Consider the following 17,080-nt stretch of genomic DNA (forward strand, 5'->3'; position numbering starts at 1 on the left):
TAATATGGCGAGTCCTATTGATAAAATGATAGTGTGTTAATGGCCATGTCGTTACTTCAGTATCAGGAACACGTGAATTTGATTATTTTTTATGGATAAGATCATTGAATAGTCTGCTTTATGCCCATATTTCACCTTATATAGATAATGAAAATTGCAATTGCTGAGGACAGCCATGAATAATCCCTTGTTAATGGGTTCAGAGTTACCCTTGTTTTCTCAAATAAAACCCGATCATATACAAGTTGCTGTTGAGCAAGCCATTAAAAAGTGTCGTCGTACTGTAGAGACTATTTTAGCGAACAACACCGACTTCACTTGGAATAGCCTTGTGGCTCCTTTAGAGCAAGCGGATGATGAGTTAAATCAAATTTGGTCACCTGTTTCGCATATGAATGCGGTGGTGAGTAGTGATGAATTACGTTCCGCTCATGATGCATGTTTACCTTTATTATCAGATTACGGGACATTTATCGGTCAGCATCAAGGTTTATATCAAGCTTATAAGTCCTTGAGAGGATCAACTAAGTTTGATGCAATGAGTCAGGCTAAGAAAAAGGCGATTGAAAACAGCCTAAGAGACTTTGAATTGTCAGGTATCGGTTTAAATGATACTGATAAAGTGCGTTATGGTGAGTTGGTGAAGCGCCTATCAGAGTTGACGAGTCAATTTTCCAATCAATTATTAGATGCGACACAAGCTTGGAGTAAATTACTCACGAAAGAAGAAGATCTCGCTGGTTTGCCTGATTCGGCTATTGCAGCAGCAAAGGCGATGGCTGAGGCAAAAGAGCAAGTTGGATGGCTGTTTACGTTAGATATTCCATCCTATTTACCTGTCATGTCTTACAGCAATAACAGAGCGCTGAGAGAAGAGTGTTATCGGGCATTCGTTACTCGAGCATCGGATCAAGGTCCTTTTGCGGATCAATTTGACAATGGCCCATTAATGGACGAAATCGTCTCATTACGGCATGAATTGGCTCAATTATTAGGATTTGAGAGTTTTGCGCATAAATCATTAGCCACTAAGATGGCTGATTCTCCAGAGCAAGTATTGAGCTTTTTAGGTGAACTGGCTGAGCGCTCCAAAGATCAAGGTCAAGCTGAATTGGAAGAATTGACTGCTTTTGCCCAAGCGCATTATCAAGTGAGTGATTTAGAACCTTGGGATTTAGGCTTCTATGGCGAGAAATTAAAGCAACATAAATATGATATATCACAAGAGATATTAAGGCCTTATTTCCCCGAGGATAAAGTCTTGTCAGGCTTATTTTATACCGTTTCTCGCTTGTTTGGATTGACGATTACAGAGCTGTTTGATTTTGAAACTTGGCATCAAGATGTGCGTATGTTTGAGATCAAAGACGTGCGAGGAACCGTTAGGGGACGCTTTTATCTTGATCTCTATGCCCGTGAAGGTAAGCGTGGTGGAGCTTGGATGGCTGATTGTAAGGTTCGGCGTATGACTGATACTGGCTTACAGCTTCCCGTTGCTTTTCTAACGTGTAACTTTAATGGACCTGTTGATGGCAAGCCTGCTTTATTTACTCATGATGAAGTCACAACGTTATTTCATGAATTTGGTCATGGAATACATCATATGTTGACCCAAATAGATGTTGCTGATGTATCGGGTATTAATGGTGTACCTTGGGATGCCGTTGAATTACCAAGTCAATTTATGGAAAACTGGTGTTATGAAACCGAGGCATTGGCCGAGATCTCAGGTCATTATGAAACGGGTGAGCCTTTACCTCAGACTTTACTCGACAAGATGTTGGCCGCTAAAAACTTTCAGTCTGGCATGATGATGTTAAGACAGCTCGAATTCTCGTTATTCGACTTTAGACTGCATTTGGAATTTGATGCGAGTAAAGGTGCGAATATACAAGAAAAATTAAATGAAGTTCGTGAGCAAGTTGCCGTTGTTAAAGCGACAGATTTTAATCGTTTTCAGCATGGGTTTGCGCATATTTTTGCTGGTGGCTATGCCGCAGGCTATTACAGTTATAAATGGGCTGAAGTATTATCTGCCGATGCCTTTTCGTTATTTGAAGAGCAAGGTATTTTTAATCAAGAGACGGGCCAGCGTTTCTTAGAAAATATTCTGGAAATGGGCGGCTCAGAAGAACCTATGGCCTTATTTACGCGTTTTCGAGGGCGTGAACCTAAAATTGATGCATTATTACGTCACAGTGGAATCAAAGTCGCATAACGTCATCATTATAAGGGTACGTTTTTGTGCCCTTATGTTATTTTTAACATGTCGCTTTTTTGCATTTAGGTGTCGACTTGCCATCTGGTCAGACCTTTGTTAGCATACTGTTTTATTTTTGCTATTAGGTAGTTGTTTTTAATGAACCTGTATTTTAGGTTGTTTTGGTTATTAGTGTGGCGTAGCCGTCGTTGCAATGCCATTAATTTTTTAGATACCAGCCGTATTAGCTACCGTGCTTTACCCTCTGATTGTGATATTAATTTCCATTTGACCAATTCACGTTATTCGGCTTTTATGGATTTGGCGAGAACCTATATGTTGGCTGAAATGGGTTTGCTGTCTCGTTTTATAAAACTGGGTTGGATGCCCATTGTTAATGCGGTTGAATTTACTTATATACGTGATATTAAGCCACTTGCTAAGTTTGAGATAGAAACAAAACTAGTGGGTTGGGATGAGAAATATTTTTATATTGAACAACGTTTTGTCAGCGATAAAGGCCTACACTGCATTGTTCATGTTCGCGGGGTTTTTGTTTGTAAAGGTAAACAAGTGCCTATAGCGTTAATGCTTAAAGAGGTTGGGTTTGAGCAGAATACGCCTGAGCTGCCTGATGAAGTATTAAAATGGAAAGATTTTTTGCAGTTAAAAAAACAAAATAATCGTTAATTATTCCGATACAGTGGTGCTTTCTATCTCGGCGAGTTCCACTTCTTGCTTGACTTGCAGATAAGATCCACGCAATTGAGCTTGCATCCAATATCGACCTAAGTTTTCATAATCCAGTAATCGAAATTCATTCTGTAAGCTCAGTAAACAAGGAATGAGTCCACAGTCAGCGAGACTAAAGTGATCACTACAAAGCCAGTAACTTGCCTTTAATTTATCATCTATTTCACCTAGGAATGTTTTTATATTATTTTTGAGCCCCTTTAATTTAATTTGATCGATTTGGTGATTGTTTTTTTCCTTTTCAAATGCTGTGATGACTTGGTGTAGATCATGCTCGATTAATCGATCATAAAGCCGAATTTCAAGTGAGTGCTTCATGTTTTGAGGTAGTAATTGTGTCCCCGTTTCTAAAATACTATCTATCAATTCAATAATGATACTGGATTCCGGCAACTTAGTATCATCATGAAGTAAGAGTAGAGGTAGGCGAGTTAGCGGGGATAAGCTTTTAAAATCATGGCGAGATTGTGCTTGATTGAGATCAACAATCTGTGGATGAAAATACGCCTGCTTTTCATATAAGGCGATCAATACCTTCTGTGAATATCGGCATAAGGGATGATAATACAACTTCATGGAATAGGGTTCCAGCCTAGTGTTTATTGACTATAAGTATAGTCGGAATCTTTTTATAATGACTTTCATTGTTCATTTATAGAGCATGCTTAATGCAATGAATTATCATAGGGATATTATAGACAAATGGGATTTGTAAGGCGTAAACTACTGAATATTAGACATCCAATAATATTTTCATGAAGCATTTAGAATCATTCTCTACTATTTATCAGCGAGCCTGTGAAAGAAAAGGCGGTGAAATTTCGCTTGAAAGCTTGCTTTCCCCTGTTTGCACAGTAGAACAGCTAGTGCAGATACCAGAACATAGGCTACTTTCTGAGTTGAGTAAAAAAGTTTTTCAAAGCGGGTTCATATGGAGGATCGTTGAATTAAAATGGCCTGCTTATGAGCAAGCTTTTTTCAATTTTGAACCGATGAAAGTGCTGATGTTGTCTCCTGAACAATTGCAAGTAAGAGCCAATGATCCTGCGCTTATTCGCCATCAAAAAAAGACACAAGCGATTTATGATAATGCACTTATGATGAATCATTTTAGGCTTGATCAAGGCGGCTTATCTCAATTAATAAGTGATTGGCCTGAAGATAATATTATTGGCTTATGGGCATTGTTGAAAGCAAAAGGGACACGATTAGGTGGGAACACGGGTCCTTACTTTTTACGTTCTATTGGTAAGCCGACTTTTTTACTGACAAATGATATTAAAGATTACTTTAAGAGTCAGAAATTAATCGATTATGGTTTCACCAGTCAAAGTGGTCTTAAGCAAGTTCAAGGAGTATTTAATACTTGGCAACAAGAAAGTGGACGGGATTTGTCGACGTTAAGTCGTATTTTAGCCATGAGTGTGGGGGATAATCGAGTGTAGATTGTATGGAAGATGCTGTCTAATGACGTTAATTGTTTTTTTGAAAGTGATGTCGTGTAAGGCATGGGCTGTGAGATTGACTATTTATATAGACTATTAAAGTAACATTATTGTTGTTAATTATTTAAAATAATGATTTTTTGTGGGTGGCTGACTTTGTTCTTCTAAAGAATACCTGAAATATAATTATATGAACTATCTGTTTTATTAGAGTTTTAAATAATACAAGCATTAATTAAATAAAGTTAATTAGTTAAATTTATTTAAACCTTTTAAAAGAGATTGTGTCTCACTTGAAACATGCACTAGTATTGAGTTAGGTATTAACTGTTTTTTATTCTATATATCTATAATTTTAGACGGAAAAATTTTTGAGCCTATTTAATAATGGTATGTAATATTTTGCTTAACAGTGAATTATCTTAACTCTTGTTTTTTATTTTTTAGGAGTGTTTATGAGGCAAATGACATATTTTGCCGTAGTGTTAAGTACACTATTTCTTATTTCAGCTTGTGATCCCAATGAACAAAGTCTTACATCAGATACTGTTCCGGCTATCAATGTGGGTGTAATGACGGTGTCAACGAAAGCGCAGGCTATTAAGGTCGAGCTCCCTGGAAGAGCTGTTGCTTATTTGGAATCTGAAGTGAGACCGCAAGTGGGCGGTATTGTCATTAAACGGAGTTTTACCGAAGGTGGCTATGTGACTAAAGGTCAGTCTTTATATCAAATCGATCCTTCTCAATATAAGGCTGCTTTGATGAATGCAAAGGCCGAGTTACAAAGCGCAAAAGCGACATTATCCTCCGCCAAATCTAAAGCGAAACGTTATAAAGTTCTTCTTAAAACGAATGCTATTAGCCAACAAGATTTTGATGATGCTCAAGCTTTATATAAAGAAGCACAAGCGCAAATTGCGGTGAATGAAGCCAACGTTCATACTGCACAAATAAACCTTAAATATACAGAAGTGACAGCGCCGATTTCTGGGAAAATTGGAAAGTCGAGTGTCACTGAAGGGGCTTTAGTCACAGGAAATCAAACAGATGTGCTCGCTTACTTACAGCAAATTGATCCTATTTATATCGATATACCTCAATCGAGCAATCAACTGACTTATTTTAGAAATCAAATTAAAAATGGCAAGCTTAAAGCAACGCAGCAGAGTAATGTGCAGCTTATTTTGAATGATGATTCGTTCTATTCTTCCCTTGGTAGTATTAAATTTTCTGACATTAATGTGGACGAAGGAACGGGAAGTGTGACCTTAAGAGCGCAATTTCCTAACCCTGAACATGCATTATTACCGGGTATGTATGTGCGAGCCTTACTGAATATTGGTATTGATGGGAATGCTATCTTAGTCCCTCAAAAAGCGGTTACTCATAATGTTAAAGGTCAAGCGGTTGTCATGCTTGTTAACAGTGAAAATAAGATAGTGTCTAGGGTGGTCACGACTGCAGAAGCCATTGATAACCAATGGCGTATCGTTGATGGATTGAAAGCTGGGGATACTATTGTTGTCAGTGGGTTACAGAAAATACAAGTGGGTAGCTTGGTGAATCCGACGCCTGTATTAACGTCAACAGAAAATTAGAGTATTCAGATGGCACGTTTTTTTATTGATCGTCCGATATTTGCTTGGGTTATTGCCATCATCATTATGTTGTTTGGTATTTTAGGAATAGCACGTTTACCTGTTTCACAATACCCTGATATTGCGCCGCCGACAATTTCAATCACGGCAAATTATTCAGGTGCTTCAGCAGAAACAATGCAAAATAGTGTCACGCAAGTGATTGAGCAGCAGATGATAGGTTTAGATCATTTGCGATATATGTCCTCAAGTAGTGATAGTTCAGGCTCTGCCACAATTACTCTAACGTTTGATGCGGCAGCCGATCCTGATATTGCTCAAGTACAAGTACAAAATAAATTACAATTGGCGACGCCTTTGTTGCCTCAAGAAGTGCAAAGTCAAGGCGTGAGCGTTAACAAATCCAGTTCAGGTTTTTTAATGGTTATGGGGTTTGTGTCTGAAGATGGCTCTATGTCAAAAGCCGACATTGCCGATTATGTAGGTTCGCACCTGCAGGAGCCGATTAATCGTATTTCAGGTGTTGGGCAGGTGAGAGTTTTCGGTGCAGAATATGCCATGAGAATTTGGTTAAATCCACTCAAACTGGCTAAGTATGATCTTACCAGTATCGATGTGGAATCGGCTATTACAGCCCAAAATGCTCAAGTGACTACGGGTCAGTTAGGGGGATTGCCCGCAAAGGCTGGACAAGAGTTAAATGCGACTATTACGGCGCAAAGTCGCTTACAAACCGCGCAGCAATTTAAAGATATTATCATCAAATCTGATTCGGCTGGCAGTTTAGTGCATTTATCTGATGTGGCTCGAGTTGAATTGGGCTCTGAGGATTATTCTGTTAACTCTTTTTATAATGGTAAACCTGCTTCTGGTATGGCGGTGGTATTGGCCACTGGCGCTAATGCATTAGCCACTGCTGATGCTGTGAAAGCGAAAATTAAGGAAATGAAACCTTACTTTCCAGAAGGGATGGAGGTTGTGTACCCGTTTGATACGACTCCCTTTATTGAAAAATCGATAGAAAATGTTGTGCAAACCTTGTTGGAAGCAATTGTGCTTGTTTTTCTTATCATGTATCTGTTTTTGCAAAATTTCAGAGCAACATTAATTCCGACAATTGCGGTTCCTGTTGTTCTTTTAGGGACGTTTGCAGTCTTGTCTTTTGCGGGCTTCTCTATTAATACTCTGACCATGTTCGCTATGGTATTGGCCATTGGATTATTGGTCGATGATGCGATTGTGGTGGTTGAAAATGTTGAACGAATAATGGAGGAAGAAGGGTTAAGTCCTTTAGAAGCAACACGAAAATCTATGGGACAGATAACAGGGGCTTTAGTGGGAATTGGCCTGACTTTATCAGCTGTGTTTGTGCCAATGGCCTTTATGTCTGGGTCAACAGGTGTCATTTATCGGCAATTCTCAATCACTATTGTCTCTGCAATGGCATTGTCTGTCTTGGTGGCACTGATTTTGACGCCAGCTCTTTGTGCGACTTTACTCAAGCCGATCCCTAAAGGCCAGAAACATGAGAAAAGGGGCTTTTTTGGTTGGTTTAATCGCAGTTTGGCGAGCTTATTGGGTCGATATCAGCGCAATGTTTCTAGCATGATTAAGCGCACAGGCAGAGTGATGCTGGTTTATTTAGCTTTGATAGGTATTGTCGCTTGGATGTTTATGCGTATGCCGACGGCTTTTTTTCCAGAAGAAGATCAAGGGGTATTGTTTACTCAAGTTTCTTTACCCGTTAATGCTTCGTTGGAGCAGACTGAAAAAGTGATGCACAAAGCCACTGACTATTATTTGAATGAAGAATCAAAAAATGTACGCTCTGTTTTTGCTGTGGCGGGTTTTAATTTTTCAGGTAGCGGTCAAAATATGGGAATGGCCTTTGTGGGCTTAAAAGATTGGTCTGAGCGTAAGGGGCTGGGACAAGATGTACAATCTATCGCTAATCGTGCTATGGCGGCTTTCTCTCAATTTAAAGAAGCGCTGGTATTTGCTTTTGCGCCCCCAGCAGTAATACAGTTAGGCACTTCAAATGGGTTTGACTTTTACTTGCAAGATAAAAATGGTCAAGGCCACGATAAATTGATGCAAGCTAAAGATCAGCTGCTGCAATTAGCTGCCAAAGATCCTAAATTGGTGGGAGTGCGTATGAATGGATTAGAAGACGCGCCAACTTATCAACTGCATATAGATTACGCTAAATTAAGTGCTTTAGGTGTGAGTATTAGTGATGCCACAAGCGTATTAACGACGGGGTGGGCGAGTGACTATGTGGATGATTTTATCGATCGAGGTAGGGTGAAAAAAGTGTACGTACAAGGCGATGCACCTTATCGTATGCAACCTGATAACTTGAATGACTGGTATGTAAAAAATGCTCAAAATCAACTTGTTCCTTTTTCGGCTTTTACCACAGGAAGTTGGGAATTTAGCGCACCGGGTTTACAACGTTTTAATGGCTTATCCGCAGTAAATATTCAAGGAGCAAGTGCGCCAGGCATTAGCTCCGGAGAAGCGATGCAGGAAATGCAAAAGCTTGTGGATCAATTACCTTCAGGATACGGTATTGAATGGAATGGGCTGTCGTATGAAGAGCAATTATCGGGGGGACAAGCTCCCATGCTGTATGTGCTATCGATTGCTTTTGTTTTCTTAGTATTAGCAGCTTTATATGAAAGTTGGTCTGTGCCATTAGCCGTCATTCTTGTGGTACCTTTAGGGGTGATCGGGGCACAGTTAGCCATGAGCAGTCGAGGGCTAGCGAATGATATTTTCTTTCAAGTTGGTTTACTTACCACGATTGGATTAGCAACAAAGAATGCCATTTTAATTATTGAATTTGCTAAGAGTTACTATGATAAAGGGGACAGTTTAATTGAGGCCACCTTACATGCTATTCGAGTGCGATTGAGACCCATTTTAATGACATCACTTGCTTTTGGACTCGGAGTATTGCCATTAGCGTTAAGTACAGGCGTAGGGGCTGGAAGCCAGAATGCGATAGGTACAGGGGTTGTCGGTGGTATGCTCAGTGGGACTTTCTTAGGTATTTTCTTTATTCCTATTTTCTTTGTGATTGTGGAGCGACTCTTTAGCTCGAAAGAAAAGCAGTTAGGGATGAACAAACGAGATCCTGAATAATTCTATGGCACTTTTTTACATATCCAAGCCGATTAAATGGTGGCTTGGATATGGTTTATACCAATCTGCACTCAAATATGATCTAATATAGTACGATTTCATTTCGCTTTAAAACATGTCAAATTATTCTGCTGAACAACTTGTTGCCTTATCTAAGTCTGAAAAAGACGCACGAATGAGAATTCGCTTATTGGCCATTGCACGCTTTTTGGAAACACATAATCGTGCTTTAGTGGCTCGCCAACTAAAGCTCAGTCGAACCAGCGTTAATGCTTGGGTTAAAACCTACCTCGCAAAAGGTATCGATGCATTAAAAAGTGATATGTCTAATCAAAATGCGAGTAAAATGACCTATGCACAAAAGCAAAAGTTATATACCTATATCGATGTTGTCAGTCGATCACAAGAAGGCGGGCGACTTATAGGCAAGGATATTCAACGTTATATCCAAGCTGAGTTTGGTATTGAATATCACTTGGATCATGTATACAAAATATTGAAAGGCATTGGACTTAGTTGGATCACGAGTCGTTCAAAACACCCTAAACAATCAGAAAAAATTCAGGAAGAATTTAAAAAAACTCCTAATAAAAACGATCGATAAGATCCCAGGGCACCTTCCGTTAGATCGCGTCGATATTTGGTTTCAGGATGAAGCTCGCTTTGGCCAACAAAATACGACAACAAGGCTCTGGGCAGCAACAGGCACAAGACCTCGCAGTATTCAACAACAGCAATTTGAGTACGCTTATCTTTTTGGTGCGGTGTGTCCAGCGACTGGAAAAACCGAAGCACTCGTCGCGCCATTTGTGAATAAAGATGTAATGACACAGCACTTAAGGCAAATTTCAGAGGCGACAGAATCAGACCGATATGCACTTGTTATTACAGATGGCGCACCTTGGCATACAAATGAAACGACAGAAGCATTCGATAACTTATCAATATTGAAACTCCCGCCTTATTCTCCAGAATTAAATCCCATTGAACAAGTATGGCAATGGCTAAGGCAACACTGTTTAGCTAACCGATGCTTCAAAAATTATGACGATATTGTTGAACAATGCTGTCGTGCATGGAACACATTTATTGAATGTACTAACAGGATTAAAAGCATGTGCTCAAGAAGCTGGGCAAAAGTGACCAACTTCTAATGCAGATTGGTATTATATTAGAATTAATTGCTAATTCCTCCAAACCCAGTGTCAGTAATCGAACCATCTTCTTCAATAATCTCAATGTGATCATCATTAGTGATTTTTAATGCTTGTAATTTTCCGTTGCTGTAGTAACTCGACATACTAGTATCGATGCGCCATACTTTACCATTACAGACTTGATTAATATTATCTTGCCTTGTATGGGCTATAACCATCCTTGTGGCATTCAATTTCTCAAGTGTCGTTTCAAGCTGTTCACATATTTCTGCTGATACGTCATAGCCATAATCACGGTTCCATAAAGGGCCGCTTCCTGACACTGAACTTGGCTTATTTTCTATACCTTGCATCCATGCACTTACCTCGTTATTAATCGCATCTAAACCATAGTCCGCATGTTCTGGTGTGATCCCACCATGGACGTAAACGGTTTTACCTATGACGACAACAGAATTATGAGTGGCGAGTATTTGAGCATAGTCACCAGCAGGTTTAAAGGCGACAGCTCGCCCTCGTTCAGATTCTTTTTTGTTAAGAACATCAGGATCGGTGATCTCGTCTTTATGGTCTTCGTACAAGGACTGAAAATTAGAGAAACCTTTATCAGTGACATACCTGAAATCTAAATCCACGTTCATGGTTTCATGATTACCATTTAAGACAATAACGTCACCACCAACGGCTTTAGCCTGATCGATGAGTGTTTCAAAGATATTTATCATTTCTTTTTCATCATCACCACGATCGAGTATATCGCCGACTTGCACGAGTGTTTGTGTATTACCAATCCAGTTATTGTTATCGTCAATGAGTTGAGCGGATCTCAGTATTGTTAACATTGCATTTAAGTCACCGTGTAGATCGCCTATTGCGATCACAGTTTCTTGTGGGTTGATGAACGTATCCGGTCGAGCTTGTGAGAATTGAGTGACACAAGTAAGTATTGCAATGGCAGTGAATTTAGACATTAACTGTCTGGTCATTTTTCTTGTGTTATAGGTTTCTATCAACATTATATTAATCCTTAGTGTTAATCATTATTCGATTAAGAGTCACTATTACTTCTTTAATCCCATATAAAGCTCATTTAGGCATCGAGTCTTATAGTGAGTTTTACTGCTTATTAAATGGGCTTCTGACTCAAATGGACTGAAGTTATTAAGAGAACAATAATTAATCATTGCTTAATAAATTCTGAATATTGGTTTTTGAATTTGTTACATTTTATGTTGTAGAGTCTATTTTGACGGAAAATAAAAAGTAATCTCATAATATTATTATTAATTCGTACTGAGTCTATTTTTCGAGATGAACCGTTTTTGTATTAGAGCGATTTGATTTAAAAATGAGAGTGCGACAAGCAAAAAAAAGACCCATATGAATGGGTCAAGGGGATAGTGTTAACTGACTCAACGTTGAGGAAGATAGATAAATTTATCTATTCGATTAAACGCTAGGCTTCACAATATAGTATTAGTATAAACGTTTTCTTCTGTATGCCAGCTGAATGTTAGAGTTTAATTTCAATTAAGGCGAAGCATCAAAGATAAAGTGTTTATAACAGATGCTAAGATAGAGAAAACAGAAAAAAAAAGACCCATAAGAATGGGTCAAGGGGATCGGTTTACTTAATGACTCGACATGAACATTCTGCATTAAACAGGATGTTAGTATTCAACTTCACAATATGGGGCTAGTATATACGTATTAAGCTGTATTGGTGCTGACTATATTGACAGTAAACATAGAGGAAGATAAGTATTGTGTTGATGCGTCAATTGCAGATGTGAATATCGAGAACTAGGAATGAATAGTTAAGAGTAAACTGTGGGCATAAAAAAGACCCAGAGTTTCTGGGTCAAATAAGGCATTATTAGTCGGTTAGAGCTAATGCATATAATTTACTCGATTGATGACTCGACGTATCTTAGATTAATGGAGTATTGACTTATTTATTTTTGTCTTATTCTTTTGTTTGTGTCTGTTTTTTAATGGGTTATTATTACGTCTAACGCCGAAAAAAATAAAGATACCGTGAAGGTATAATATCCTCTCATGTTGTTAATTTATATTTTTAGTAATAAAAACAACAATTTGGTTTAATTTAGGTGAAAGAGCTTTTTTAAGTAAAGTTATTTAATAAACGGTTTTAACAAAAATATTGTCACTTTAATTGTAACTAAATATTTTCAAGGCGATGAAAACGAACTTGTTTGGTTTATTGATTATTATGGTGATTACCTTTGGCGTAAAGAACAGAATATTGTTCATTCAAGGCTCGTGAGTGAAATGGATTTGGCCAAAAGTGGATTTTTGCATAGAAATGATGGAGAGTAAAAGTGATATGAGAATACTTGGCTTAGAAAGGTAAGGTTACAGCGATGGAAGGCATAATACTGGTGTTTGGCTTAATATTGGTGATCACTTATTTATGGGTGATGAGCTTATTTAAAAAGCGAGACGCGACGCTTGAAGCGTTAGACGCTATCGATTCATTTGTTATGGCTCAGATAAACCTGATCCAGAAATGCCAAGAAATGAGACTATTATCGATAAATGAAGATGATAAGGCTGCAATAATTAAATTATCGAGTGGCTTGCAAGCGGATTACGATAAACTGAACTTTGAGTCGGTCGAGCAACATTTTTTAGATAGGGAGAGGTTTGAGCAATTAGTACAGTCTATTTTAGAAGAAATAGTACAAAATAGCGCCTTGGTTCAAAAAACGGATTTATTGCAAGAGGTACAAATTTATCATGATCTTGCTGAGTCCGTTAAAGATGCTTATCAATACTATAATGTTTCTGTGAGCGAGTTTAATACCGCAGTGAATATTTTTCCAGGTATGGTGATTGCTTATCTATTAAGAGTGAAAAGTCTGCCTTTATATCCCATCAAACTTGATAATTCTAAGAGATAAAAGAGCGTGTTTTAACACGCTCAATGACTTTTATTCATCGACCTCGAGTTTTACAAGGGTTTTGCCATTGCTCCCACCTAATAGCGGGGCGAGATAAGCTAATGTTTCGTTGGCTAAAGCATCTAACTTCCACGGGGGATTAATGACCCATAATCCTGCCGCTGTCATACCAAATTCATCACTATCTGATTTGATTGCTTGCTCAATACGAAGTTGATTCTTGATCCCAGAGTCAGTTAATATTTGCAGCATTGCTTCTGTTTGTGCTCGATTGACTACGGGATACCACAGCATATAAACACCCGTTGAAAAACGTTTATGGGCTTTAATGATGGCATGAGCGACATTGAAGTAGTCGTCTTTTATTTCATAGCTAGGATCGATCAAAATGACTCCTCGACGTTCAATGGGTGGCACGGCGGCCATTAACCCCTTGAGACCGTCTTTTTTGACCACGCGAATTTGCTTATTGCCTGCAAATTGCTCGGCTAATACTTGATGATCGCTTGTGTGTATTTCATGTAGTACCATGCGATCTTTGGGTCGCATGTTCATGTCAACGAAAGCAGGCGAACCAGGATAAAACGCTAATGTATTAGGATCAGGATTAAAATGTTTGATATCGGCTATGTATTGCGCAAGGGAGCTAGGTAAATCCGTTTTATTCCATAATTTTGCCACGCCATTCAAGTATTCCCCTGTCTTTTGAGCGAATGGATCCGTTAGTGAATATCCCCCTGCGCCAGCATGAGTGTCGATATAAGCTAATGGCTTATCTTTCTTGTGAAGTAAGCTAAGCACTTGTAGTAACATACTATGCTTTAATACGTCGGCATAATTTCCGGCATGATAACCGTGACGATAACTGAGCATGGGGGTTCCCTGAAATGAGAAAGTGTCTGGAATATGTTGATAATTATACCTAGCCAGACGCGACTGGGATACTAAGTGAGTCCCTTTTTTGGCATAATAAGGCTAACTTCATTATAAGTATTAGAGATATTGTGATTTCATCGGCCCAATCGACTCCTATTTTTTTTAATCGACATTTTCCGACCCTTGAGGCCATATGCATACGTTGGTCACTGCATTTCGATAAAAATGCTCAATTTGAACTTATTTTCGAGCAAAATATGCTGATTTTATTGAAGCGGGATGAGCCTAAACTGAAAGGCATTAGTGTTGATTTTATTTCTGGAAGTGTCGCTCATAGGCGTAAATTTGGCGGCGGTCGCGGCCAGTCAATTGCTAAAGCCGTTGGACTGAAAAGTGGTGTCACGCCCAGCGTTGTTGACGGCACAGCCGGATTAGGTCGAGATGCGTTTGTGTTGGCGAGTTTAGGCTGCAATGTGACTATGATAGAGCGCAATCCTGTCGTGGGGGCATTACTTGAAGATGGTTTGCGCCGAGCTTATGAGGACGCGGAAATAGGCAACTGGATGCAGGCGAGAATGCGCTTGCTGCCGGGCTCGAGCTTAACTGAACTTGAAAAGAGTGTCTCGAATATCGATGTGGTGTATCTCGATCCCATGTATCCCCATAGAGATAAATCAGCGCTGGTGAAAAAAGAGATGCGTGTGTTCCAATCGTTAGTGGGGAGCGATCTCGATGCCGATGATTTATTAACGCCTGCAATGGCAATCGCCAATAAGCGTGTGGTCGTTAAGCGCCCTGATTACGCCGAGGATCTTAACGGCGTTAAACCCAGCACCGTTATCAAGACGAAAAAAAATCGCTTCGATGTGTATGTTAAAGCCGCGATGAAATAGCAAAACTTGTTGTTGAATCTATACTTTGCTTGAAACTTGTCGCTGAACCCATACGTTGGTTATAGCGACAATATGGCTGTGTGTGGGTAAGTCTAAGCTGCTACTTCATCGGGTAATTTAGTCACATTGGGTCTTTCCATATGTTCAGCTTCCCAAGTGTCAAGTTTGGCTTGTAAATTAATCCAAACTGCGACACCTGTTCCAGTCGCTTCAGCCAATCGTCTTGCCATACTTTGTGAGCATTTCGAGTTTTCATTAATAAACTCACTGAGTGCTTTTCTTGTTATGCCAAGATATTCAGCTGCTTTTGTTACGCTGATTGCCCGTCTTTCTAGGAAATTACGTTTAAATAATTTACCTGGGTGTGTCGGTCTGCGTTTCATGTTTTTTGTCCTATAAAGTCACTACATTTATACTTTGTATGGAATTATTTTTTATCATTTCGCTTTGATTTGCTTGCCATGATAATCCCTATCATCGAGTAAAATGGCTCCCATGTCTTCTATTTGAAAAATAGAAAACCAAAAAAGCAACGCCATGCAGTGTTCGCCGTTTTAAGCTTTAGCTACACCTATTGAGTTATTTTAGCCATTTATTATTTTTATTATCATGAGTTTAATGGGAAGTGGGGTCAACAATGAAGGCTAAGACATAACCTTACTATTGATAACACCTCTTTATCATTGGTAGGGATATTGGTCTTGGTCAATCAATAAGTTGTTATGTGGTATGTGGTATGTGGACAACTCTGACTTAAAACGTCTACAATGCAGGCCGCGGCTGCACATGAATTTCAGTCAACTTTAGAGAAAATACAATGATTGTAGAAAATGTGCTTCCTGAAAATTACGCAGAGATGCTTAGTGTTTGGGAAAATTCAGTCCGAGCAACTCATGATTTCATTACAGAAGAAGATATTGAGTTTTTTAAACCAATCATTATTGAGCAGGCTTTTCCTGTTGCTCAGTTAAGATATGTGAAAAATGAAAATGGTTCAATGCTAGGTTTTGTGGGTATTCATGACTCAAAGGTTGAAATGCTTTTCATCTTAAATGAAGCGAGAGGACAGGGGATTGGTAAAGTGCTACTGCAATATGCAATTGAGCAGTTAGGCGCAACCAAAGTAGACGTAAATGAACAGAATCCACAGGCTGTAGGTTTTTATAAGCATATGGGGTTTAAAGTCGTTTCACGTTCACCGTTTGATGATATGGGGAAACCATTTCCAATTCTGCATATGACACTTTAATGCTCGGTTTGTCGTAACCAAGTTTGCTAGAATAAACGCCCAAAGCCAATAACTTTGGGCGTTTCCGTATGTGATAAGAAAATCACATAACAGATAAAGATAGGCCGCGCGCAGTCGCGACCCTGTTGTAATCGAGAGCCAAGTGTTGAACAAGCAGTGAAAAATGGATTACGAAGAGTTGAAGAGGCAAGGAATAGAAGCATTTATTCCTGCAGAATAAAGTAGTTTCAATCACTAATGGTTTCGATAGTAGCAATATCTTCATAGCATTAGATATCGTAAGTAAAAACATTTATTCCCAAGGCGTTATTGATGGAATGCTTATTCCCCCAATGTATGGTGCGTCTAAACAGAACTTAGTTGTGTTGGAAAAATGTACTAAAGGGATGACGGGGAAACAATGTAACCATCCGAGCAAGTATATCTTTAACCGTGTTCATCGATCCCTTATGTTAACCCCTGATTATGATATCAGGAGTTAACATGACTAAACGTTTTCACGAAAGTTGGGGGATTTTATAAAAAAGCAGCTCGCTAAAAAAAATTAGCCCTCCTTTTCCTCATATTTTATCTCCTGTTAGTGCATTTTCCCCATCCAACAACATAGTTACCGTCAGGGTTCCGTTGATAACCATCGTAGGCTCCGCCGACGGCATAACTACCATCAGAATTCCGTTGATAACCATCGTAGGCTCCGCCAACGGCATAACTACCGTCGGAGTTTTGCTTGTAACCATCATAGGCTCCACCTACTGCATAACTACCGTCAGGGTTCCGTTGATAACCATCGTAGGCTCCGCCGACGGCATAACTACCATCAGAATTCCGTTGATAACCA

At 39.1% G+C, this 17,080-nt stretch carries 14 protein-coding genes; 9 read left to right on the forward strand and 5 right to left on the reverse strand.

Features of this window, described 5'->3' with window-relative positions:
* The first annotated feature begins 175 nt into the window (after positions 1 to 175).
* Together prlC and Q0779_RS21790 are read left to right on the forward strand one after the other, a co-directional pair.
* On the forward strand, positions 176 to 2,218 hold the full coding sequence (gene prlC, locus Q0779_RS21785) for an oligopeptidase A (RefSeq protein WP_298775992.1): 2,043 nt from the start codon (positions 176 to 178) through the stop codon (positions 2,216 to 2,218).
* Positions 2,219 to 2,359: 141 nt separating this feature from the next.
* A complete protein-coding gene (locus Q0779_RS21790) occupies positions 2,360 to 2,890 on the forward strand; it encodes a thioesterase family protein (RefSeq protein ID WP_298775994.1) in 531 nt (176 codons plus the stop codon).
* Here the strand turns inward: Q0779_RS21790 and Q0779_RS21795 are convergent, their stop codons facing one another.
* Positions 2,891 to 3,529: a glutathione S-transferase family protein gene (locus tag Q0779_RS21795; RefSeq protein WP_298775996.1), complete on the reverse strand. Its 639-nt coding sequence runs from the start codon at positions 3,527 to 3,529 to the stop codon at positions 2,891 to 2,893.
* Positions 3,530 to 3,708: 179 nt separating this feature from the next.
* On the opposite strand from Q0779_RS21795, the gene Q0779_RS21800 reads away from it, so the two are divergent.
* The 4 genes from Q0779_RS21800 (at position 3,709) to Q0779_RS21815 (ending at position 10,297) form a co-directional block, all read left to right on the forward strand.
* The gene (locus Q0779_RS21800; protein ID WP_298775997.1) at positions 3,709 to 4,398 is read left to right on the forward strand and encodes a DNA-3-methyladenine glycosylase I; all 690 of its coding nucleotides are present in this window, start codon (positions 3,709 to 3,711) and stop codon (positions 4,396 to 4,398) included.
* Between the two features lie 455 nt (positions 4,399 to 4,853).
* The gene (locus tag Q0779_RS21805) at positions 4,854 to 5,996 is read left to right on the forward strand and encodes an efflux RND transporter periplasmic adaptor subunit (RefSeq protein WP_298775999.1); all 1,143 of its coding nucleotides are present in this window, start codon (positions 4,854 to 4,856) and stop codon (positions 5,994 to 5,996) included.
* 9 nt (positions 5,997 to 6,005) lie between these two features.
* Positions 6,006 to 9,143, forward strand: a complete 3,138-nt coding sequence (locus tag Q0779_RS21810; protein ID WP_298776001.1) for an efflux RND transporter permease subunit — start codon at positions 6,006 to 6,008, stop codon at positions 9,141 to 9,143.
* A gap of 115 nt (positions 9,144 to 9,258) precedes the next feature.
* Positions 9,259 to 10,297 (forward strand): IS630 family transposase gene (locus Q0779_RS21815; protein ID WP_298776002.1). Its coding sequence is split into 2 segments (ribosomal slippage): positions 9,259 to 9,717 and positions 9,719 to 10,297, totalling 1,038 coding nucleotides; the frame shifts between segments, so codons are not numbered across the junction.
* Between the two features lie 23 nt (positions 10,298 to 10,320).
* Here Q0779_RS21815 and Q0779_RS21820 read toward each other — a convergent pair.
* Positions 10,321 to 11,316 (reverse strand): metallophosphoesterase, encoded by a 996-nt coding sequence (locus tag Q0779_RS21820; protein ID WP_298776004.1) that lies wholly within the window; start codon positions 11,314 to 11,316, stop codon positions 10,321 to 10,323.
* A 1,368-nt stretch (positions 11,317 to 12,684) separates the two neighbouring features.
* On the opposite strand from Q0779_RS21820, the gene Q0779_RS21825 reads away from it, so the two are divergent.
* Positions 12,685 to 13,224 carry a hypothetical protein gene (locus Q0779_RS21825; RefSeq protein WP_298776007.1) on the forward strand — a complete coding sequence of 180 codons (540 nt, stop codon included), beginning with the start codon at positions 12,685 to 12,687 and terminating at the stop codon, positions 13,222 to 13,224.
* A gap of 30 nt (positions 13,225 to 13,254) precedes the next feature.
* On the opposite strand, the gene Q0779_RS21830 is transcribed toward Q0779_RS21825, so the two are convergent.
* Positions 13,255 to 14,097: a 23S rRNA (adenine(2030)-N(6))-methyltransferase RlmJ gene (locus Q0779_RS21830; RefSeq protein WP_298776009.1), complete on the reverse strand. Its 843-nt coding sequence runs from the start codon at positions 14,095 to 14,097 to the stop codon at positions 13,255 to 13,257.
* A 134-nt stretch (positions 14,098 to 14,231) separates the two neighbouring features.
* On the opposite strand from Q0779_RS21830, the gene Q0779_RS21835 reads away from it, so the two are divergent.
* Entirely contained in the window at positions 14,232 to 14,993 is a 762-nt protein-coding gene (locus Q0779_RS21835; RefSeq protein ID WP_298776016.1) for a class I SAM-dependent methyltransferase, read from the forward strand.
* Positions 14,994 to 15,085: 92 nt separating this feature from the next.
* Here Q0779_RS21835 and Q0779_RS21840 read toward each other — a convergent pair whose 3' ends face one another.
* Entirely contained in the window at positions 15,086 to 15,376 is a 291-nt protein-coding gene (locus tag Q0779_RS21840; protein ID WP_298776011.1) for a HigA family addiction module antitoxin, read from the reverse strand.
* A 434-nt stretch (positions 15,377 to 15,810) separates the two neighbouring features.
* Between Q0779_RS21840 and Q0779_RS21845 the strand changes: the two genes are divergently transcribed.
* A complete protein-coding gene (locus tag Q0779_RS21845) occupies positions 15,811 to 16,242 on the forward strand; it encodes a GNAT family N-acetyltransferase (RefSeq protein WP_298776013.1) in 432 nt (143 codons plus the stop codon).
* A gap of 567 nt (positions 16,243 to 16,809) precedes the next feature.
* On the opposite strand, the gene Q0779_RS21850 is transcribed toward Q0779_RS21845, so the two are convergent.
* Positions 16,810 to 17,080: hypothetical protein (locus Q0779_RS21850; protein WP_298776015.1), on the reverse strand; the 271-nt coding region annotated here is incomplete at its 5' end.

Origin of the sequence: uncultured Shewanella sp. (genome assembly GCF_947491715.1) — a bacterium.
In the GTDB taxonomy this organism is placed as follows: Bacteria; Pseudomonadota; Gammaproteobacteria; order Enterobacterales; family Shewanellaceae; genus Shewanella.